At 61.3% G+C, this 19,149-nt stretch carries 22 protein-coding genes; 8 read left to right on the forward strand and 14 right to left on the reverse strand.

All coding sequences use genetic code 11. The features are described 5' to 3' along the window. Positions 1-184 precede the first annotated feature (184 nt). Together ACR0K1_RS02935 and ACR0K1_RS02940 are read left to right on the forward strand one after the other, a co-directional pair. Positions 185-433 (forward strand): hypothetical protein, encoded by a 249-nt coding sequence (locus ACR0K1_RS02935; protein WP_480614654.1) that lies wholly within the window; start codon positions 185-187, stop codon positions 431-433. A gap of 42 nt (positions 434-475) precedes the next feature. Further along, complete coding sequence (locus tag ACR0K1_RS02940; RefSeq protein ID WP_480848691.1) at positions 476-1,120, forward strand: SDR family NAD(P)-dependent oxidoreductase; 645 nt, start codon at positions 476-478, stop codon at positions 1,118-1,120. A gap of 59 nt (positions 1,121-1,179) precedes the next feature. Here ACR0K1_RS02940 and ACR0K1_RS02945 read toward each other — a convergent pair whose 3' ends face one another. The 4 genes from ACR0K1_RS02945 to ACR0K1_RS02960 form a co-directional block, all read right to left on the reverse strand. Next, positions 1,180-2,022, reverse strand: a complete 843-nt coding sequence (locus ACR0K1_RS02945) for an ATP-binding protein (protein ID WP_480614648.1) — start codon at positions 2,020-2,022, stop codon at positions 1,180-1,182. Positions 2,023-2,138: 116 nt separating this feature from the next. Further along, positions 2,139-3,017, reverse strand: coding sequence for a twin-arginine translocase subunit TatC (tatC, locus tag ACR0K1_RS02950; protein WP_480614645.1), 879 nt, complete (start codon positions 3,015-3,017; stop codon positions 2,139-2,141). Next, entirely contained in the window at positions 3,014-3,472 is a 459-nt protein-coding gene (tatB, locus tag ACR0K1_RS02955; RefSeq protein ID WP_480614643.1) for a Sec-independent protein translocase protein TatB, read from the reverse strand. Before tatB ends, tatC begins: the two co-directional genes overlap by 4 nt. A gap of 6 nt (positions 3,473-3,478) precedes the next feature. Continuing rightward, positions 3,479-3,694, reverse strand: coding sequence for a twin-arginine translocase TatA/TatE family subunit (locus tag ACR0K1_RS02960; protein WP_170450201.1), 216 nt, complete (start codon positions 3,692-3,694; stop codon positions 3,479-3,481). Between the two features lie 220 nt (positions 3,695-3,914). Here ACR0K1_RS02960 and ACR0K1_RS02965 point away from each other — a divergent pair, with 220 nt between their 5' ends. Together ACR0K1_RS02965 and ACR0K1_RS02970 are read left to right on the forward strand one after the other, a co-directional pair. Further along, the gene (locus ACR0K1_RS02965; RefSeq protein ID WP_480614640.1) at positions 3,915-4,220 is read left to right on the forward strand and encodes a hypothetical protein; all 306 of its coding nucleotides are present in this window, start codon (positions 3,915-3,917) and stop codon (positions 4,218-4,220) included. Between the two features lie 21 nt (positions 4,221-4,241). Then, positions 4,242-4,913, forward strand: coding sequence for a helix-turn-helix transcriptional regulator (locus ACR0K1_RS02970; RefSeq protein WP_480848695.1), 672 nt, complete (start codon positions 4,242-4,244; stop codon positions 4,911-4,913). 63 nt (positions 4,914-4,976) lie between these two features. Here ACR0K1_RS02970 and ACR0K1_RS02975 read toward each other — a convergent pair whose 3' ends face one another. From ACR0K1_RS02975 to ACR0K1_RS03015, 9 genes are all read right to left on the reverse strand, one after another. Continuing rightward, on the reverse strand, positions 4,977-6,149 hold the full coding sequence (locus tag ACR0K1_RS02975) for a peptidoglycan DD-metalloendopeptidase family protein (protein WP_480614634.1): 1,173 nt from the start codon (positions 6,147-6,149) through the stop codon (positions 4,977-4,979). 63 nt (positions 6,150-6,212) lie between these two features. After that, positions 6,213-6,863 carry a protein-L-isoaspartate(D-aspartate) O-methyltransferase gene (locus ACR0K1_RS02980; RefSeq protein ID WP_480614631.1) on the reverse strand — a complete coding sequence of 217 codons (651 nt, stop codon included), beginning with the start codon at positions 6,861-6,863 and terminating at the stop codon, positions 6,213-6,215. Then, a complete protein-coding gene (gene surE / locus ACR0K1_RS02985) occupies positions 6,860-7,642 on the reverse strand; it encodes a 5'/3'-nucleotidase SurE (RefSeq protein WP_480614629.1) in 783 nt (260 codons plus the stop codon). The genes ACR0K1_RS02980 and surE overlap by 4 nt, the downstream gene beginning before the upstream one ends. Before the next feature lie 112 nt (positions 7,643-7,754). Further along, the gene (locus ACR0K1_RS02990) at positions 7,755-8,840 is read right to left on the reverse strand and encodes an ABC transporter ATP-binding protein (protein WP_480614626.1); all 1,086 of its coding nucleotides are present in this window, start codon (positions 8,838-8,840) and stop codon (positions 7,755-7,757) included. 80 nt (positions 8,841-8,920) lie between these two features. Continuing rightward, positions 8,921-9,967, reverse strand: coding sequence for a methyltransferase domain-containing protein (locus ACR0K1_RS02995; RefSeq protein WP_480614623.1), 1,047 nt, complete (start codon positions 9,965-9,967; stop codon positions 8,921-8,923). A gap of 102 nt (positions 9,968-10,069) precedes the next feature. After that, complete coding sequence (locus ACR0K1_RS03000; protein ID WP_480848698.1) at positions 10,070-11,182, reverse strand: hypothetical protein; 1,113 nt, start codon at positions 11,180-11,182, stop codon at positions 10,070-10,072. Between the two features lie 3 nt (positions 11,183-11,185). Next, a complete protein-coding gene (locus ACR0K1_RS03005; RefSeq protein WP_480614618.1) occupies positions 11,186-11,965 on the reverse strand; it encodes an SDR family oxidoreductase in 780 nt (259 codons plus the stop codon). 123 nt (positions 11,966-12,088) lie between these two features. After that, positions 12,089-12,796, reverse strand: a complete 708-nt coding sequence (locus ACR0K1_RS03010) for a hypothetical protein (RefSeq protein WP_480848701.1) — start codon at positions 12,794-12,796, stop codon at positions 12,089-12,091. A 97-nt stretch (positions 12,797-12,893) separates the two neighbouring features. Beyond that, complete coding sequence (locus tag ACR0K1_RS03015) at positions 12,894-13,256, reverse strand: nuclear transport factor 2 family protein (RefSeq protein ID WP_480614612.1); 363 nt, start codon at positions 13,254-13,256, stop codon at positions 12,894-12,896. Between the two features lie 109 nt (positions 13,257-13,365). Here ACR0K1_RS03015 and ACR0K1_RS03020 point away from each other — a divergent pair, with 109 nt between their 5' ends. The 4 genes from ACR0K1_RS03020 to ACR0K1_RS03035 all read left to right on the forward strand — a co-directional run bounded on the left by ACR0K1_RS03020 (position 13,366) and on the right by ACR0K1_RS03035 (position 18,232). Next, positions 13,366-14,970: a peptide chain release factor 3 gene (locus tag ACR0K1_RS03020; RefSeq protein WP_480848703.1), complete on the forward strand. Its 1,605-nt coding sequence runs from the start codon at positions 13,366-13,368 to the stop codon at positions 14,968-14,970. Between the two features lie 49 nt (positions 14,971-15,019). Continuing rightward, entirely contained in the window at positions 15,020-15,775 is a 756-nt protein-coding gene (locus ACR0K1_RS03025; RefSeq protein WP_480848705.1) for a hypothetical protein, read from the forward strand. Then, entirely contained in the window at positions 15,772-16,701 is a 930-nt protein-coding gene (locus ACR0K1_RS03030) for a glycosyltransferase family 2 protein (protein ID WP_480848708.1), read from the forward strand. The genes ACR0K1_RS03025 and ACR0K1_RS03030 overlap by 4 nt, the downstream gene beginning before the upstream one ends. Positions 16,702-16,885: 184 nt before the next feature. Then, positions 16,886-18,232, forward strand: a complete 1,347-nt coding sequence (locus ACR0K1_RS03035) for a DEAD/DEAH box helicase (protein WP_480614601.1) — start codon at positions 16,886-16,888, stop codon at positions 18,230-18,232. Here ACR0K1_RS03035 and ACR0K1_RS03040 read toward each other — a convergent pair. Beyond that, entirely contained in the window at positions 18,229-19,131 is a 903-nt protein-coding gene (locus ACR0K1_RS03040; protein ID WP_480614599.1) for an EamA family transporter, read from the reverse strand. The genes ACR0K1_RS03035 and ACR0K1_RS03040 overlap by 4 nt on opposite strands. Between the last annotated feature and the right edge of the window lie 18 nt (positions 19,132-19,149).

A 19,149-nucleotide genomic window follows, 5' to 3' on the forward strand; every position in this document is an offset into this window, starting at 1 on the left:
GGGTGGATTCCCGCCACAACCCAGTGATGAACCCGCCGCAATTGCAACGGCTTCGTCAGACCCGCGTTGCGCGCCAGAATGATGCGCGCCTTGCCGCCTTCCGCTCGGCATAAGGCTTTGCTATCCGGCGCGCCACTGCCACTCACTCGATTAGGGGGTCCGGGCCAGACCCGATCCACGGAACATGTCAAACGCCACCGTCAAAAGCGCGGCCACGCAGAAGGGCGCGCTGAAGAAGAACTCTGTCTCGGTTCTGGGGATCTTCGGTCCCAAAGCGGACCTGCACGCGCTGATGCGCATGTCCTCGGGGCGCGTGAAAAAGGTCAAAACCGGCAGCCGCGTCGCCTCGGGCCAGATCGTGGCCATCGATGAGGAAGGCGTCATGCTGCGACAAAGCGGCCAGACCGTGCGGATCGCCATTCCCGGCAGCTAATCGCGTCTTGACGCCTTGCGCGTAGGGGTTCAAACCGCCCCCATGACCGATCAGACCAAAACCGCCCTCATCACTGGGGCCTCTCGCGGGTTGGGCGCGGCGCTGGCCGAAGCGCTGGCACCCGAATACCACATCGTCGCCGTCGCCCGCACCACTGGCGGGCTTGAGGAACTGGACGACCGCATTCAGGCCAAAGGCGGGGCGGCCACGCTGGCCCCGATGGATATCGCGGACCCGAACGCCATGGCGACGCTGTGCCGTGGCATTCACGACCGCTGGGGCAAGGTCGATCTGTGGCTGCACACGGCGGTCCATACCTCGGCCCTGACACCTGCGCATTTTGTCGATCCCAAGGAATGGACCAAGGCGGTCAATATCAACGCTAATGCCACATCCGTTCTGATCCCATACATCGCGCCTTTGTTGGGCGAAGCAGGTCACGCGGTGTTCTTCGACGACCCCAAGGCGGGCGAGAAATTCTATGGCATCTACGGAGCGACCAAGGCCGCGCAGATGGCACTGGCGCGTAGCTGGCAGGCGGAAACCGAGCGCACCGGGCCGCGCGTTTCCATTCTAGAACCAGCACCTATGCCAACCGCCGTACGCGCGCGGTTCCATCCGGGCGAGGATCGTGAGGCCCTGACAAACACGGCGGATGAGGCGGCGCGGATAGTGGCGCTGTTGTAGGAATGGCCCTTTGGGCCATGCCTCCGGCGGGGATATTTTTTGGCCAGATGAAGTTCGGATCAGGCGATATGAGTGCCGTTGCGCCCGGCGAGGTCGACGAAGAATTGCCAGGCGACACGGCCTGAGCGCGCACCTCGGGTGGCCTGCCATTCGATGGCTTCGGCACGCAAGGTGTCAGGGTCGACGCTGACACCGTATGCCGCGCAATAGCGGTCGATCATGGCAAGGTATTCGTCCTGATCGCAGGGGTGGAAGCCCAGCCACAGGCCGAACCGGTCGGACAGCGAGACTTTCTCCTCGACCGCCTCGGACGGGTTGATGGCACTGGAACGTTCGTTTTCGATCATGTCCCGCGGCATCAGGTGGCGGCGGTTCGAGGTCGCATAAAACACCACGTTTTCCGGGCGGCCTTCGATGCCGCCATCCAGCACCGCCTTGAGCGATTTGTAGTGCTGGTCGTCATGGCTGAACGACAGGTCATCGCAGAACAGGATGAACCGGTGCGGCGCGGCGCGCAGGTGGTTCAGCAGGCGCGCGACCGAGCCCATATCCTCGCGCTGCAACTCGACCAGCTTCAGTTCGGGATGGTCCGACTGCAGCGTGCCATGCACCGCCTTGACGAGGCTGGACTTGCCCATCCCCCGCGCGCCCCACAGCAGCGCGTTATTGGCCTTGAACCCGGCGGCAAAGCGGCGGGTGTTGTCCAGCAGCGTATCCCGCGACCGGTTGATGCCCACAAGCAGGTCCAGATCGACGCGATTGACTTGCGCGACCGGCTCCAGACGATCCGGCTCCACATGCCAGACAAAGGCTGAGGCCGCATTGAAATCGGGCGCTGCCAGAGGGGCCGGTGCCATCCGCTCCAACGCGTCGGCGATGCGGTTCAGGGCTTGGTCGTCCATTGGGGCCTCCGGCTCGTGTTTTGGCGTTCAAACCACGTTCCAACCGGCGCAACAAGGTCTGGCAACGAAAAAGGCGCGCCAGCTTGGGGCGCGCCTGATCCGATTTTCATGCCGTGTTATTTTTCGTCCTCGGCCTCTGCCATCAGGTCTTCATCCGCTTCGGCCTCGTCATCATAGTAGCCGTCGGCACGCAGCTGTTCCTCGCGCTTTTTCTCGACGCGAGCGACGAGGAAGATCGACACCTCGTAAAGCCCATAAACCACCACGAACAGGATGATCTGCGTGATCACATCCGGTGGCGTCACCAAAGCGGCCAGAACCAGAATGGCGACAACGGCGTATTTACGGACCGAGCCCAGCCCCTCGGCACTGACCAGCCCGGCCTTGCCCATCAACGTCAGAAGAACCGGCAGTTGGAAACACAGGCCAAAGGCCACGATGAACTTGATCGTCAGGTTCAGATATTCCTGCGCCGAGCCTTGGAACACCACGCTCAGCGGTGCGGATGCGGCCTCGTCCACCACCGCCTCGCCCTCGGCACCGAACTGCTGGAAGCCAAGAAAGAAGTCATAGGCCAGCGGCGTCACGACGTAGAAGGCAAAGCTGGCCCCCAACAGGAACATGAAGGGTGAGGCCAGCATGAAGGGCAGAAACGCGTTCTTCTCGGACTTGTAAAGTCCAGGCGCAACGAACCGCCACATCTGCATTCCGATATAGGGGAATGCCAGCATGAACCCGCCCAGCAGCGAGACCTTGATGGCGACAAAGAACCCTTCCTGCGGCGAGATGAAGATCAGCCCGCAATCCTGCCCACGTTCGCTGAGCACCGCGCACAGAGGCTGCGTCAGGAAGTTGAAGATCGGCGTGGCCACCGTGAAACAGATGATCATGCCGACCAGAAACGCCACGACGCTGTGGATCAACCGCGTGCGCAGCTCGGTCAGATGCTCGATCAATGGGGCCGAGGTATCCTCGATCTCGTCGGTTTTGCTCATGTCTTGTTCTCAGAGTTCAGCGCGGCTTCGGCCTCTTCGGCCTTGGCCAGCGCGTCAGCGGCTTCCTTGGCCTTGCGCTCGGCCGCGGCGCGGGCGGTCGTGGCCTGGATCTTCTTGGCCTGCTCGGCCCGTTCGGCGGCCAGCTTGCCGGTTTCGCTGTCGGGGTCGAACTTGGTCGGGTCAATGCTTTTGGCCATGTCCTGCGCCGCCTGTTTCACGCCATCCATGGCGCTGCCGACAGGGTTCGTCGCGGCATTCAGACCTTTCTTGATCTCGTTTACCCCGGCTTCGTCCGCCGCCTCGTTCATCGCAGTGGTGAACTCGCGCGCCATGCCGCGGGCCTTGCCGACAAAGCGTCCTACATTGCGAAACAGCACCGGCAGGTCCTTTGGCCCCACGACGATCAGAGCAACGATGCCGATGACCAGAAGCTCGGTCCAGCCCAGATCAAACATGGCCGATCAGACCTTGTCTTTCTCGGTTTCAGGCGTGACGTCCTTAGCCAGTTCCGATGCGTCCTGTTCAATCTCTTCCGAGCCGTCCTTGACGCCTTTCTTGAACGCCGTGATCCCCTTGCCGACTTCACCCATCAACGAGCTAATCTTGCCGCGGCCAAACAGCACCAGCACCACAACTGCGATCAGCAGAAGACCGGGAAGGCCAATATTGTTAAGCATGTCTCTTCTCCTCTTGAGTCGGCGCATCATGCGCCGGATGTCCGATTTGGTCCGTGTTTACGCCTCGAAACGCATCACCAAAAGGGCGACAGATCAAATCGGCCATCAAATTTGAACCGTTTGCGCTTTTTCCAGGGGGTCGCTTTTTCCAACTGACAGGTTTATGTCAGTTGTAACGGGCTAGGACAATTCTATCGAAACCTGGTCAACGGAGACACAAATGACCCATGTTGCAGAAATCGTCACCTTCACACTGGCAGACGGCACCACACCGGAAGAGTTCGTGAAGCTCAGCCAGTCAACGGAAACGTTCGTCCGTTCTGCGCCCGGATTTGCCCACCGCCAACTGAGCCAGGGCGAGGATGGCCGCTGGACGGATTATGTCATCTGGACGGATATGAAGGCCGCGCAGGATGCCGCCGCGCAATTCCCGCAGCAGGAGTTTGCCGCCGCGCTTATGACCGCGATTGACCCGGCCAGCATCCAGATGCGCCACGAGAATGTGCTATGGAAATTGACCGCCTGATCGCGGCTCGGACGGCGTGACATGCGCCGCACGGATCGCCTGTTCGACATCATCCAGATCCTGCGCGACGGTAAACTGCACCGCGCGCAGGACATCGCGGACCGGCTGGAAGTGTCGGTCCGCACGATCTATCGCGACATGGATACACTGGTTGCCTCGGGTGTCCCGGTCGAGGGCGAACGCGGCGTCGGCTACATGGTGCGCGAGCAGATCACCCTGCCCCCGCTGAACCTGACGCCCGAAGAGCTCGAAGCGCTGAACCTCGGGATGGCCATCGTGGCCGAGGCTGCCGACCCCGACCTGAAAGCCGCCGCCGAGAGCCTGGCCGACAAGATCGACGCCGTGCTGCCGACGCTGGTCGTGGCCGAGGCGGATACATGGAAATTCGCCGTCTACCCCTTTGCAGATGTCGCCCGCGGACTGGCGCATATGGCCCCGATCCGCGCCGCCATCAAATCCCGCCAGAAACTGCGCCTGTCTTACCGCCGCATCGACGGCGTGCTCACCGAGCGGATCATCCGTCCCCTGCACATGGAATACTGGGGCCGCGTCTGGACTCTGACCGCATGGTGCGAACTACGTCAGGGCTTCCGCGTCTTCCGCATCGACCTGATCGAAGAGGTCACGCCCCTGCCCAAACTGTTTCAGGACGAACCCGGCAAACGCCTGAGCGACTACGACCCAAACACGTGATCCGCCCTTCATCTTTTCAAAAATACTCCCGCCGGAGGCATGGCCCGGAACGGGCCATTCAGGTCATTTCAAGTAAGGCTCCGGATCGACCGATTCAAACCCCTCGCGCACCTCGAAATGGACATAGGCATTGTCCCCACCCCGCAGTTGCGCCAGCTTTTGACCGCGCCGGACCCGGTCGCCTTTTTTGACCGTGATCTCTTCGACATTGGCATAGACGGTCAGCAGGTCGTTGTTGTGCTTGACCACGATGATCGGCACCTGATCCGCATCAGCGGTGATCGCTGCAACTGTCCCGGCCTCAGCCGCCTGAACGGCGGTTCCGGGCGAGGCTGCGATGTCGATCCCTTCGTTCTTGCCCTTGTCATAGGTCCGAATGATCCGCCCCGTCACCGGCAGCGACAGCGCCGAGGATCTGGAATTGCTCGGCGCTTCGGCCGTCACATCCGGGGGGTCGGCCAGCGGCTCGACCTTTTCATCCGGCAACGGCTGGGTTGCACTGGGCGGCGTGGGCGTCGGAGAGCCCTGGCCCGGTTGCGTCACATTCGTCGCCGGCTCAGCCGGAGCGGCAGCTGCCGTCTGGCGCGGTGCGGACTGGTTCTTGACTGGGATCAGCAGGAACTGACCTTCACGGATGGCAAAATCCGGTCCCAAGCCGTTCCATTCAGCCAGAGATTCCACCGGCACCTGATACAGCCGCGAGATCGTATAGGCCGTTTCACCGCGCTTGACCTTGTGCCGGACCGGCTCGGGCCCGACCGGCGCAGGGGCCGGTGCTGGTGCGGTTCTGGCGGGTTCCAGCGTGGTGGTCTGCACCCCTCCGGACGCCGGGGCCTGATCGATGGCGGCACCGGCGACGGCAGCAATATCGACACCGCTGCCCGCCCCGACCGAACGCGGCAGGGCAATGACTTCGCCCTCGCGCAGCTTGTCACTCGGCTGCAACCCGTTGAACCTTGCTAGTTCCGCCTCGGGCAAGCCGACGCGGGCGGCCACATCGCTTACCTTGTCGCCCCGCCGGGCCACGGCGACCTGATAGCTGGGATAGCTGATCACCCCGCGTCCGTCCGGCACCGGACGGCTCGTGGTTGCGGATTGCGCGGCGTCGGTGGTCGAAAACCCGCCGACCTGACCGCGCAGGTCATAGTCCAACGGCCCCTCGCACCCGGCCAGAATAGCCAAAGCTGCAACCCCGGTCGCACAGCGGCGTATCGCTGATTTGGAAACTGCTCTCATAACGTCTGCCCTCAACACCTGCCCCTGTTTTCCGGGGTTCCGGTGACTAAATCGTAAAGCCTGTTACGTCTCATCCTTCCCGAGCCCCTCGATCAGAGGCACGAAACGAACTGCCGTCAATTCGTCGTAATCCAGACCATCCTCGGTGCGCGTCACTTTGATCAACTGCTGCACCGCATCCGACTGTCCCACGGGTAACACCATAATACCCCCGATTTTAAGCTGCGCCAAGAGCGGTCCCGGCGGATCTTCGGCGGCGGCGGTCACAATGATCCGATCAAACGGCGCTTGCTCGGGCAATCCGAAAGAACCATCGGACAGCATTGCCGTGACATTGGTCAGCCCCAACTCGCGAAACAGCTTGCCGGTTTCGTTGACCAGCCGCCTGTGGCGTTCCACGGTGTAAACCCGGCGCGCCAGTTTGGACAGGATGGCCGCCTGATAGCCCGAGCCGGTACCGACTTCCAGCACCGTGTCCCGTGGGCGCACGTCCAGCGCCTGTGTCATCAACCCGACCACCGAGGGCTGGCTGATCGTCTGCCCACAGGCAATCGGCAGCGGCATATCCTCGTAGGCGCGGTCCGCGAACAGGCCGGTGACAAAGCGGCCCCTATCAACCTGTTCCATCGCCTCAAGTACGCGCGCATCCCGGACGCCGCGCTTGCGCAGGGCGAACAGGAACTGCATGACGATTTCTGGATCAAGCCCGCTCATTCGATTGACTTCAACGCTCCCAGCACATCATGCGCCGTCAGATCGGCCCGCATCGGCGTGACCGAGATGTAGCCTTCCAGATTGGCCGCCGCATCCGTTCCGGCCCCCGAGGGGTTTTGCTGATCGCCGCCCTGAATCCACAAAAACCGCCGCCCCGAGGGTGCATTATGCGGCTCGGCCCCGAACCGCGTCCCCCGGCGATAGCCCTGCCGAACAACGCGCGTGCCCAGCACTTCATCTTCCGGGACGGGCGGGAAATTGACGTTGTAGAACAGGCGGTAATCCCTCTGTTCTTCGGGGCTGGCCGCCAGAATACGGCGCACCAGATCGGCCCCGTGGCGTTGCGCCGCCTCGAACGGGTCGGCAAGGCTGCGGTTGCGCGGGCCGAAATACTGCGACAGCGCGATGGCCGGAATATCCTGAAGCGCTGCTTCCATTGCGCCGCCTATCGTACCGGAATACAACGCATTTTCCGCCGCGTTGTTGCCCCGGTTCACGCCCGACAGCACCAGATCGGGCGGACAGTCGCGCATCACGTCATGCACCCCCGCAAGCACGCAATCGGCGGGCGACCCTTCGGCGGCATAACGGCGCTCGGCCAGTTTTTCCAGCGAGAACGGGCGGGTATGGTTGATGCAATGCCCCACGCCCGATTGCTCGAAAGCCGGGGCGACGACCCAGACCTCGCCCCCGGGTCCGGCCAGATCGGCGGCGATGGCCTCAAGCACGGTCAGCCCCGGTGCACTGATGCCGTCATCATTGGTCAGAAGAATACGCATTGCCCCATCCATCCTTGCGTTTTGACCTTGATAGACGCGCCCCCGTGCTGCGGCAAGCGACGCAGCGGCGCAATCTGCGGCATTCCCGCACCACTCGGGCGGAAATTACCGCTCAGACAGGGAAGACAAAGCACCGGTCGCGGCGAATGGTCAACCACATGACCCGCCCCGGACCCGGCACAAAGACATTCGGCACGGTCGCTTTCAGGATCGATCCGTCATGATCCATGCGGAATTCGACCAGGCTTTCATTGCCCAGAAACCGCGCCCGCTCGACAACACCGCGCGCCGCCACGCCGTCGGTTGGCGTCGGCAAAGGCCCCTTGCCGTTACGGTCAAAGTCCAGCTTGACGTGTTGCGGGCGGAAGACGATCTCCACATCCGTCCCGTCCGGATAGCCCGGCGCCAGAAACTGGCCAAAGGGTGTTTCGGCCAAAGCCCCATTCACTTGCGCCGGCAACACGTTGACATCGCTGAAAAACGCAACCGCAGCCTTGTCCGCCGGGCGGGTATAAACGTTATACGGCGCGCCCTGCTGCACGATCTTGCCGCGCCGCATCAGGGCGATTTCATCGGCCATGCGCATTGCCTCTTCCGGTTCGTGCGTGACCAGAAGAACGGCGGCGTCTTCTTCCTTGAGGATCGCCAGCGTCTCGTCCCGAATGCCATCGCGCAGGCGGTTGTCGAGGCCCGAGAACGGCTCGTCCATCAGCATGATCCGGGGACGCGGGGCCAGCGCGCGGGCCAGCGCGACCCGTTGCTGCTCGCCCCCCGACAGTTGATGCGGAAAGCCGTCGATGAACCGCATCAGGTCGACTTTTCGCAGCAATTCCTCGACCCGCGCGCGTTTCTCGTCCTTGCTGCCCCGCAACCCGAAGGCCACATTGTTGGCGACGCTCAGATGCGGGAACAGGGCAAAGTCCTGAAACATCAGGCCAATCTCACGCCGTTCGGGCGGCACGCGGAACACCGTGTCGCAGATCAGCTTGCCGTCGACGTAAATCTCGCCCGAGTCCTGCATCTCGACCCCGGCGATCATGCGCAGGGTCGTGGACTTGCCGCAACCGGACGGCCCCAACAGGCACGTGACCTGCCCCGCCTGAACCGTCAGCGAGACGTCATCCACCACAAGCCGCCCCTCGAACCGGCGGATAATATTGCGAATTTCAAGACGAGGAGGAGTTACGTCTACTGTCACCGATGGGCCCCGTTGCCTTTCCCGATCAATTTCATCGGGCTTGGGCGGGGATAGCAACCCCGCCCGTCAGGCGCAAGTGATCAGCAGCACCCGCCGGATGCAGACGCGCCCGAGGCTTCAAACGGGCTTTCCCCGCCGCAGCCTTCGAAAATGCCGTAATGGGTCGAGAAATCACCGATGAAGTCGAAATGCCGGGCAAAGCGGGTGTTGTTCAGCATCATCCAGGTGTTGCCGCAGACCGGGAAGACCTTGCCGGTTTCGATCAGGTGGTGATCGTCCAGAACAAATTCATGCGGCGCGTTGGGAACGGTGCCTTTGTAGATCACCGCCTGACCGTAATCTTCGCAGGCCGGTTCCAGTTCGGGCAGTTTGAACAAGCGATAGGTGGCCGAAAGGAAGTTCAGCGGTGCGACTCGTTCTTCCAACACAGGGTTTTCGATGGTCAGCGGGCGATGCGTCACCCGGCGCGGGTCGCCGAAACCGGCTGCCCGCGATATGGACAGGAAATCGTTCCAATAGAGCGCGCCGGACAGGCATTCGCCGTACAGCACCTCATCTTCGGCCATCGCTTTCGGCACCCGGCGGTCGGCGTAGACGTCCGAGAAATACATCTCGCCCCCGTCCTTCAACAGCCGGTGCGCCCCGCGCAGAACGGCGGCTTTGTCGGTGGCGAGGTTGACGACGCAGTTCGACACGATGATATCAAAGCTGCCCGGCTCAAGGTCCAGCTCGTCCAGCTTTTCGATATAGCCGTGGTGGAATTCGACATTGCTGGTGGAATGTCCAAAGGCCTGCGCGTGATAGTCCTGATGCGCCCGGGCGACGTCGAGTTGCTCGGACGTCATATCCACCCCGACAACGCGCCCCGTTTCCCCGACCATCGCAGACAGAGCGTAAACATCCCGGCCCGCGCCGCAGCCCAGATCGAGGATATGCATCCCCTCAAGGTCCAGCGGCGCGATCAGGCCGCAGCCGTAGTAGCGCGTCAGCACGTCATCATGGATTTTCGAAAGGATTTTCTTGACATGATCGGGCATGTCATCGGGCGTGCAGCATGCATTGGTCTGCAGGTCCGCGCTGCTTTGCAGGACTTCGCCATAGTAATTCTGCACCGATTCATGCTTCATCGCAGCAATCCTTCCCTGTTTGCTGACATGCAGCTAATGCAGAGCGCCGGTCTTCGCAATGTGGCGATTGGAACTTTGACGAAAGCGTGAGAGGTCCGGCGCTTACTCCAACAACTCAAAGTCCGTGCTGGCCCGCACCTTGCCGTTCACCTGAATCTCCAGCTTATGCGCGCCCGGTACCAGTTTGAACGTGGTCGCATTAGCCTTCAGTTTGTGCTTCTTGTCCAACTGCAAAACGCCGTCTTTCAGCGCAGCCTGTTTCAGCTTATGCACTTTGGCTGAGGTTTTCCCGCCAGGTCGCTGAAAGTGAATGATATAATCCACCAGAACCGGCTGCGCGCCCGCCCCTTGCAGCGAAACGGAAAACTCCAGCGCGTCGCCGATGCGGGCGTCGTTTTTCAGGTCGATGCTCACCGCCAGTTTCGCGTCCGGGTCATAGCCCAGCATCTTCATTGCATCCGGATGCCCCGCCTTGACGAGACCGCGCAGGGTGTGGGTGGTCATCCAGTCCAACTCGTCCGCCTTTTGTCGCCCCTCGCCGTGCCATGTCCGCAGGCGGTTCAAAACAAGATCAGGGTTTTTCTTAGTGATATCGTTCAGATGGTTCGCCACCGAGCGTGTCACGTACCGGGTGCGGTCGCCGTGCAGACGATCCAGCAAGGGCAGCGGGTCCGACATGTCCAGCGCGACCGCCTGCCCCCATGGCAGGCGCGACCGGGTGCCTTCGCTGACCAACCGACGCACGTGATAGCTGTCATGGTTGCACCAGACCTGCATGCGGGCCAGCACCAGATCGGGCCAGCGGTTCAGAAACGGGCGGATCGCCCATTCCATCGAAAAGCGCTGGGTCAGGTCTGCAAGTACGTCCAGCGCCAGTTCGGGATGCTCGATGCCAACCGTCGCCACCCATTCCCCCAACGGCGCGAAGATGAAATCGCCGAAATCATCATCCGTCTTGTCGGGGTCCAAGGGCGGCGGCAAAGCTCTCAGGATCACCGGGGCAACCTGCGGCAGTTCACCCGGAAAAGCCTCCTGCAGACATGTCGCGATCCAGGCGATCCGCTCTTTCAACTCAAGGTTCAGCAGGCGGGACATGACACGCGCGTGGAAGTCCTCGGCACCGAAAGACGGATCGGCCTGTGCGAACAGATCGGCCAGATAGCGCGTCTTTTCGGCGTTAAACAGCTGATCTTTCAACGAGAAATTCTGCGCCATGGTTCACATCGTCAGGTTGGTTGATCCACCGTCCAGCAGAATATTCTGCCCCACGATGAACCCCGCGTGCTGAGAACAAAGGAACGCGCAGGCGGCACCGAATTCCTGCCGCGTGCCATAGCGCCGCACCGGGATCGTCGCGGCGCGTTCAGCCTGCGCCTCGTCCCTCGAGATTCCTTTTTGCGCCGCCACCCCACCATCGAGCGAAATCGCCCGATCCGTGGCGTGGATACCCGGCAGCAGGTTGTTGATCGTCACCCCATGCGGAGCAACCTGTCGGGACGTACCGGCCACATATCCGGTCAGCCCTGTCCGCGCCGCATTAGACAACCCCAAAGCCGGGATCGGCGCACGCACGGATTGCGAGGTGATATTGACCACCCGGCCCCAGCCCTTGTCCATCATGCCCGGCAGCAGTGCTTTCATGAACGTAATCGGCGTCAGCATATTGGCGTCCAGCGCCTTTATGAAATCCTCCCGATCCCAATCCGACCACAGACCCGGCGGCGGGCCACCGGCATTTGTTACCAGAATATCAATGCCCTGCGCGGCTTCGATCACCTGCGCCTGCCCCTCGGGTGAGGTGACATCGCAGGCGATTGTCTGCACGGCGATGCCGTAGTCCGTCTGCAAACGCGCACCCTCGGCCTCAAGCACTTCGGCCCCGCGCGCGTTCATAATCAGATCGACGCCCTCGGCCGCCAAAGCCTCGGCACACCCAAGTCCCAGCCCTTTGCTGCTGGCGCAGACGAGCGCGCGTTTTCCTCGAATTCCCAGGTCCATTCAAATTTCCCCACTAGGTTTTCAGTACGCCGCCAGAACCTGACGCCATCTTCATGATGTATTGAATACCGGCAACGGTCAGTCGACCGAAACGGCGCTTATTGCTTCCCATCACTGATCTGTTCAGAGATCCTTTTGACTTGGTGCCTCGGCAGCATCAAGAGAACCGAGGATCTTGGTCAACCCGTCAGTGCTTGTGCCTTCACCTGACCAATTGCCCTGATCGTACACCGTCTGAATGACTTCGGAACACTGATCGGCGGAACATCCGCGCGCGCCCTTCAGACTGGCCTCCTGTTCGGACATCAAGCTGGTAAAGCCGTTCAGTTTGGCCAATTCCGCATTCAACTGGTTCTGCAACTCGACCGAAAGATCGCCAGAGTAGAGATCAAGAAAGGCACCCAGTTCGCGCGCCAGTCTCTCATTCGTTCGACGTGCCGACCGGAGCGAGCGCAGGATTTGACGGCGGAACGATGCGCTGAGTTTTCCCGTTTGTCGGACCACCTCGTGCGCCTGAGAAATGCGACCGCTTAATGTGGCAACCTTGCGCTGCGTTGTCTCCGTTCTCTGCATAAGGTTCTTGGCATCCGCTGCCATTCGCGCTGGCTTGGTATTCAGCTCCTCGCCGCTATTGCCATCCGCTTCAGACCGGCTTTCTTGGCTGGTCTGAGCCACGCCAGGGTCGTCATTGCACCCACCGCAATCGACCCGGGCATCCGGTTGTTCCGGAAGGCTGTGACCCGGATGGGCCGAAGCAACTTGAACCTGCTGTGAAAAAAGAAGCGCAGCGGCCATGCAAACCAGTGACAATTTCGTTGTAATATTGCTCATTTCGACCTTTAGTACCGTAACTTCTTATCTGCTCAGGCAGGGGCTGCCCCAAAATTTGCAGCGCCCCACCCGACCAGATCAAAGTCGCGGCGCCGCGTCAGTAGAAAAACTCCTCGCGCACGATTTTTCCATCCGCAACGTGATAAATTCCTACCTCTTTCATATCGAAGCTCTCGCCGGTTTCCTTCACCTTGCCCTGCACTTCGAAAATCACCGCAAAACGGTCGTCGCCATGCGGGAACGGGTCGCTGACCGACGCGCCCGAGACCTCATGCGCGCTGTCCCACCATTCATGCTTGCCGCGGATCGCATCCCGGCCATGGGTTTCACGCCCCATGCCTTCCATTTCATGCGCCTCGACCGAGACGGCATCGGGTGCATAGAGTTTTTCAAGGTTTTCCTTGGTGCGGTTTTCACGGCACCCTGCGACCAGTTCGTCGGCAATCTCTTTCAAATTCATCGGTCAACTCCATCATTTGTTCACTATATGTTCTTATTGCCATAAGGACATGATTCGAACCACCCCCTTTGTCTTGCCTCGGCAGGATTCCACGCCTATACGCGCGCTTATGCTTGATACCTCGAACCAGCCCGCCCTGCCGCCCGAGATTGCCCGGCGCCGGACCTTCGCCATCATCTCGCACCCGGATGCGGGCAAGACGACGCTGACGGAAAAGTTCCTGTTGTACGGGGGTGCGATTCAGATGGCCGGTCAGGTGCGCGCCAAGGGTGAGGCGCGGCGCACGCGCTCGGACTTCATGCAGATGGAGAAGGATCGGGGCATCTCGGTCTCGGCCTCGGCGATGTCGTTCGATTATGGCAACTTCCGGTTCAATCTGGTGGACACACCCGGCCACTCGGATTTTTCCGAGGATACCTATCGCACACTGACCGCCGTGGATGCTGCCGTGATGGTGATCGACGGCGCGAAAGGTGTGGAAAGCCAGACCCAGAAACTGTTCGAGGTCTGCCGTTTGCGCGACCTGCCCATCCTGACCTTCTGTAACAAGATGGACCGCGAAAGCCGCGATACGTTCGAGATTATCGACGAAATTCAGGAAATGCTGGCCATCGACGTCACCCCTGCCGCGTGGCCGATTGGCGTGGGGCGCGATTTCATCGGCTGCTACGACATGCTGCGCGACCGGCTGGAACTGATGGACCGCGCCGACCGCAACAAGGTGGCCGAGAGCATCCAGATCAACGGGCTGGACGATCCCAAGCTGGCGGAACATGTACCCGAACATCTGCTCGAGACGCTGCTGGAAGAGGTCGAGATGGCGCGCGAATTGCTGCCTGCGCTGGACCCGCAGGCGGTGCTGGAAGGCCACATGACCCCGATCTGGTTCGGCTCGGCGATCAATTCCTTCGGTGTCAAGGAATTGATGGAAGGCATCGGCGCCTATGGCCCGCAGCCGCAGGTGCAGTCGGCTGAACCTCGTCAGATCGCACCTGATGAAAAGAAGGTCGCCGGTTTTGTCTTCAAGGTGCAGGCCAATATGGACCCCAAGCACCGCGACCGGGTTGCCTTTGTCCGCATGGCTTCGGGTCATTTCAAGCGCGGTATGAAGCTGACCCATGTGCGGTCGAAAAAGCCGATGGCGATCTCGAACCCCGTGCTGTTCCTCGCCTCGGACCGGGAACTGGCGGATGAGGCCTGGGCCGGGGACATCATCGGCATCCCCAACCACGGGCAGCTGCGCATCGGCGACACGCTGACCGAAGGCGAAGCGCTGCGCGTGACCGGCATTCCGTCCTTTGCGCCGGAACTGCTGCAAGGTGTCCGCGCGGGCGACCCGATGAAAGCCAAGCATCTGGAAAAAGCCCTGATGCAGTTTGCCGAGGAAGGCGCGGCCAAGGTGTTCAAACCCTCGATCGGGTCGGGCTTTATCGTTGGCGTCGTCGGCGCGCTGCAATTCGAAGTGCTCGCCAGCCGGATCGAGATGGAATATGGCCTGCCCGTGCGGTTCGAGGCGTCTCAGTTTACCTCGGCCCGCTGGGTCAGCGGTGAAAAGGCCGAGGTGGAGACATTCGTCAATGCCAACAAGCAGCACATCGCCCATGACCATGACGGCGACATCGTTTATCTGACCCGCCTGCAATGGGACATTGACCGGGTAGTTCGCGACTATCCAGCGCTGAACCTGACCGCCACGAAAGAGATGATGACATGAGGCAACTGGTCAATTGCGCAGCCGAACTCGGCTGTGCAACTCTGCGCGCATGAGCGAGGATGATCTGACCTTTCCCGGCGGCCTGCCCGACATGCTGGACAGTTTTGAGAACCGGCGCAGCCCGTTTGAATTCGGCACTCACACACTGCCCCCGCTCGATGTGGACCTTGAACCCCTGACCCAGCGGCTTGTGCCGGACAGCGCGACCCAATTGCCCGAGGTTGAAGACAGAACCTCGTGGGACCGGAAACGCGCGCAGATCGCGGTGGAATTTCTCGGCAAGTCGGAACTGGCCTTTCTGAACGCTCAACTGATCTCGAACCTGCGTAAACGGTCCTATCCGCGCCACGCGCCGGAGTTGTTCTGCCGCCTTTGGGCCGAGCAATCCGAACATTTGTTATCGGCGCTGGACCTGCGCTGGCTTGTCTCCTCGGTCCAGACTTTCGCGGATCATGGCCAAACCCCAACACAACGCGAGACCGGGCACGCCCTGCGAGTGTTCTTCGGAATGATGAAGCTTTACGAATTTGAGCGCCTGTTCTCTGGCACCCCGCCGGAAACGCCGTTCAGATTCCGCAACAAGGCAGGAGTCGACCTGCCCTATGAAATGCGGTCCTTTTCCCTAGAACGCGGCGGTCTGGCCGTCACCCTGATCGCCCCGATCTGGACCAAAGCGCTGACCGACCCGACGATTGCGCCGCTGGTCGATCACCTGATGACCGAGTTGAACAAGGACCCCGGCAGCGTGTTTCGCCGCCTGAAACGGATGCGCGGCATACGGCTCGCCCGGCAAGCCCGCGCATGACCACCTGGGGCATCGTTTCCATGGTCCGGGGCGAAACCCGGGATATTCTGGGCTTCGCGGCGCATCACCTCGATCTCGGGGTGGATTTTATGTACATCTACATGGACGAACCCAACCGCCCTGCGTTCCGGGCGCTCAGGCAGCATGCGAACGTCCGGGTTCGGGTGTGTGACGAAGCGTTCTGGCTAAAACGCAAACGCAACCGGCCCGACAAACATCAGATCCGCCAGACCGTCCACGCCACCTTTGCCTATCGCAATACCGGTCTGGACTGGCTGGCCCATATTGACGTCGACGAGTTCCTTTGGCCGTCCGAACCCATCGCGGACCTGCTGAACTCCGTCCCCGCGAATATCCCGGCGGTGCGTGTCCGCCCGATGGAGGCGATGGCGGGTGGCGAGGACCTGTTCAAGGCCCACATCCCCGCCGGACCCGATCGTGAGGCGCTGGTGCAGGAGATTTACCCCAACTATGGCGGCTTCGTTCTGGGCGGGTTTCTAAGCCACGTGCAGGGCAAGCTGATCGTGCGCAACGGAATGGAAAACCTGAACTTCCGCATCCACAACCTGTTCCAGAACAAAGAGCTTTTGCCCTGCAAGTTCGAACTGCCGCAACTGGAGCTGTGCCACCGCCACGCCCCGGATTGGGAACACTGGCTGGCCCATTACGGGTTCCGGATGGAGCGTGGCTCGTATCAGGCCGGAAACTCGCCCAACGTTGCGCGCGAACTGGGCGGGCTGACCAAGCACGAGCTGCACAGCTGGATCGAGGGCGAGCACGGCACCGAAGGCCTGCGCCGGTTTTTCGATGAAATGAGCGGTGCTGATCCGGATGTCCGCGCCCGGCTCAATGACCATGGCCTGATCCGGCATCGGCCCCTGAACCTGGATGAAAAGATCGCGAAACACTTTCCCGGAAGCTGCTGAATTGTTGCAGAAAATCCCGGCCGGGGATTGATTGCAACAGGTTAAAACCTCTTCATTTGACCCTGCCCCACGTTTTTGTTATGTCCGCGCTCAAGCCGAAATGCGCACGAGGCGCATGGCCATCCGGGCCCGGCAACTCTCAGACGCGCGGGCCAGGTCAAGTGTCCGCATGAACCGGACATACATGACAAAGTTTAACGAACTGAACCTGAACCCGAAGGTCCTCAAAGCCATTGAGGAAGCCGGATACGAAACCCCCACCCCGATCCAGGAAGGCGCGATTCCGCCTGCGCTGGAAGGGCGCGATGTGCTGGGCATTGCCCAGACCGGCACCGGCAAGACCGCAAGCTTCACGCTGCCGATGATCACCATGCTGGCCCGTGGCCGTGCCCGCGCACGGATGCCGCGGTCGCTGGTGTTGTGCCCCACGCGGGAATTGGCTGCACAGGTGGCCGAGAACTTCGACACCTATTCCAAGCACCTGAAACTGACCAAGGCACTGCTGATCGGCGGCGTCAGCTTCAAAGAACAGGACGCGCTGATCGACCGCGGCGTTGACGTGCTGATCGCCACGCCGGGCCGACTGCTGGACCATTTCGAACGCGGCAAGCTGCTGTTGACCGGCGTTCAGATCATGGTGGTGGACGAAGCCGACCGGATGCTGGACATGGGCTTCATCCCCGATATCGAACGCATCTTCTCTCTGACGCCGTTCACGCGCCAGACGCTGTTCTTTTCAGCCACCATGGCTTCCGAGATCGAACGCATCACCGACACGTTCCTGTCCGCCCCTGCCCGGATCGAAGTTGCCCGTCAGGCCACCGCATCCGAGACCATCGAACAGGGCGTGGTCATGTTCAAAGGCGGGCGTCGCGACCGTGAGGCCAGCAACAAACGCAAGGTTCTGCGCGCGCTGATCGATGCCGAGGGCGAGAAATGCACCAACGCGATCATCTTCTGCAACCGCAAGACGGATGTTGATATCTGCGCCAAGTCGCTGAAGAAATACGGCTACAACGCCTCCGCCATCCATGGCGATCTGGACCAGTCACAGCGGATGAAAACGCTGGACGGGTTCCGCGATGGCTCACTGCGCCTGCTGGTTGCTTCAGATGTGGCGGCGCGGGGTCTGGATATCCCTTCGGTCAGCCATGTGTTCAACTTCGACGTTCCCGGTCATGCCGAGGATTACGTCCACCGCATCGGTCGCACAGGTCGCGCCGGGCGCGAGGGCAAGGCGGTCACGATCTGCTCGGGCCGCGATGAAAAGGCGCTGGATGCGATTGAAAAACTGATCCAGAAGGATATCCCACGGCTGGACAATCCGGTGAAGGACGAGCCCAAGGCCGACAAGCCGAAGCCTGAGAAAAAGGTCAAAGAAGCCGAGGGCAAAAAAGACACCAAGAAGGATCGCGAACCCAAGGGGCGCGGTCGGGGCCGCAAAGAGGACAATGGCCGGGCCGTGGTGGGCATGGGCGATCACATGCCCAGCTTCATCGCGCTCAGCTTTGATGAACGGCGCGCTGGCTAGATTGCCAGCACCAGCACCAGAATCGATAATCCCAGCAATGACATCCCGGCGACTTCGCGCCGGGTGATGGTTTCGCGAAAGAACAGGATTGATGCGCCGAGGCTCAGGATCAGCTCGACCTGCCCCAGCGCCTTCACATAAGCCGCGTTCTGCAAGGTGAAGGCCAGAAACCAGCAAAACGACCCGCCGAGGCTGGTGAGCCCGACGAATATGCCGGTCGCCCGTGTCTCCCACACCGCGCGCAGCTCGGCCCGGTCGCGCCACATCAGCCATAGCCACATGCTGACGAACTGGAACGTCACCACCGCCGCCAGCGTGATCAGCGCCCGAAACCAGGCGTTTATGTCCCCCAGTTCCAGCGAAGCGCCCCGATAGCTGACCGCCGAAAAGGCAAACAGCACGCCCGAGCCAAGCCCGAGTTGCGACGCCCGGTTGGTCAGATGCCGCCACCACGCGCCATCGCCGCCCGGCGTTTTCGACAGCAGTAGCACGGCCATCAGGCCCAGCAGGATCGCCCCGAGGGCCCCGGCAGAGACCTCATCCCCAAGGATGAGGAAACCCACGATAGCGGTTTGAATAACCTCAGTTTTCTTGAAGGTGATCCCAACGGCGAAATTGCGTTGCTTGAACAGGGCGACAACGCAGATCGTCGCCAGAATCTGCGCGGTGCCGCCAATTGCCACGAACATCCAGAACCGCGCAGTCAGCGGCGGCAACTCGGCCCCCGTCCCCCACAGCACGATCAGCAGCGCCAATACCGCCAAAGGCATGGAATAGGCAAATCGCGCAAAGGTCGCGCCTGCTGCCGACAGTTTCACGCTGCTCAGCGATTTCTGCAGCATGAACCGCACCGTCTGGAACGAGGCGGCGGCGATGGTGACGGGAATCCATAAACTCATGAATTCCCTTCTGTCCCC

The sequence above is a fragment of the Ruegeria sp. F5 genome (genome assembly GCF_056533845.1).

Excerpts from the sequence above, each read along its gene's own strand:
- ACR0K1_RS02940 (WP_480848691.1), top strand. The coding sequence starts at position 476 with ATGACCGATCAGACCAAAACCGCCCTCATCACTGGGGCCTCTCGCGGG.
- ACR0K1_RS02945 (WP_480614648.1), bottom strand. The coding sequence starts at position 2,022 with ATGGACGACCAAGCCCTGAACCGCATCGCCGACGCGTTGGAGCGGATG.
- ACR0K1_RS02995 (WP_480614623.1), bottom strand. The coding sequence starts at position 9,967 with ATGAAGCATGAATCGGTGCAGAATTACTATGGCGAAGTCCTGCAAAGC.
- ACR0K1_RS03000 (WP_480848698.1), bottom strand. The coding sequence starts at position 11,182 with ATGGCGCAGAATTTCTCGTTGAAAGATCAGCTGTTTAACGCCGAAAAG.
- ACR0K1_RS03020 (WP_480848703.1), top strand. The coding sequence starts at position 13,366 with ATGCTTGATACCTCGAACCAGCCCGCCCTGCCGCCCGAGATTGCCCGG.
- ACR0K1_RS02960 (WP_170450201.1), bottom strand. The coding sequence starts at position 3,694 with ATGCTTAACAATATTGGCCTTCCCGGTCTTCTGCTGATCGCAGTTGTG.
- ACR0K1_RS03005 (WP_480614618.1), bottom strand. The coding sequence starts at position 11,965 with ATGGACCTGGGAATTCGAGGAAAACGCGCGCTCGTCTGCGCCAGCAGC.
- surE (WP_480614629.1), bottom strand. The coding sequence starts at position 7,642 with ATGCGTATTCTTCTGACCAATGATGACGGCATCAGTGCACCGGGGCTG.
- ACR0K1_RS02970 (WP_480848695.1), top strand. The coding sequence starts at position 4,242 with ATGCGCCGCACGGATCGCCTGTTCGACATCATCCAGATCCTGCGCGAC.
- tatB (WP_480614643.1), bottom strand. The coding sequence starts at position 3,472 with ATGTTTGATCTGGGCTGGACCGAGCTTCTGGTCATCGGCATCGTTGCT.
- ACR0K1_RS02980 (WP_480614631.1), bottom strand. The coding sequence starts at position 6,863 with ATGAGCGGGCTTGATCCAGAAATCGTCATGCAGTTCCTGTTCGCCCTG.
- ACR0K1_RS03015 (WP_480614612.1), bottom strand. The coding sequence starts at position 13,256 with ATGAATTTGAAAGAGATTGCCGACGAACTGGTCGCAGGGTGCCGTGAA.
- ACR0K1_RS03010 (WP_480848701.1), bottom strand. The coding sequence starts at position 12,796 with ATGAGCAATATTACAACGAAATTGTCACTGGTTTGCATGGCCGCTGCG.
- ACR0K1_RS03035 (WP_480614601.1), top strand. The coding sequence starts at position 16,886 with ATGACAAAGTTTAACGAACTGAACCTGAACCCGAAGGTCCTCAAAGCC.
- ACR0K1_RS03030 (WP_480848708.1), top strand. The coding sequence starts at position 15,772 with ATGACCACCTGGGGCATCGTTTCCATGGTCCGGGGCGAAACCCGGGAT.
- tatC (WP_480614645.1), bottom strand. The coding sequence starts at position 3,017 with ATGAGCAAAACCGACGAGATCGAGGATACCTCGGCCCCATTGATCGAG.
- ACR0K1_RS03025 (WP_480848705.1), top strand. The coding sequence starts at position 15,020 with ATGAGCGAGGATGATCTGACCTTTCCCGGCGGCCTGCCCGACATGCTG.
- ACR0K1_RS02935 (WP_480614654.1), top strand. The coding sequence starts at position 185 with ATGTCAAACGCCACCGTCAAAAGCGCGGCCACGCAGAAGGGCGCGCTG.
- ACR0K1_RS02975 (WP_480614634.1), bottom strand. The coding sequence starts at position 6,149 with ATGAGAGCAGTTTCCAAATCAGCGATACGCCGCTGTGCGACCGGGGTT.
- ACR0K1_RS02965 (WP_480614640.1), top strand. The coding sequence starts at position 3,915 with ATGACCCATGTTGCAGAAATCGTCACCTTCACACTGGCAGACGGCACC.
- ACR0K1_RS03040 (WP_480614599.1), bottom strand. The coding sequence starts at position 19,131 with ATGAGTTTATGGATTCCCGTCACCATCGCCGCCGCCTCGTTCCAGACG.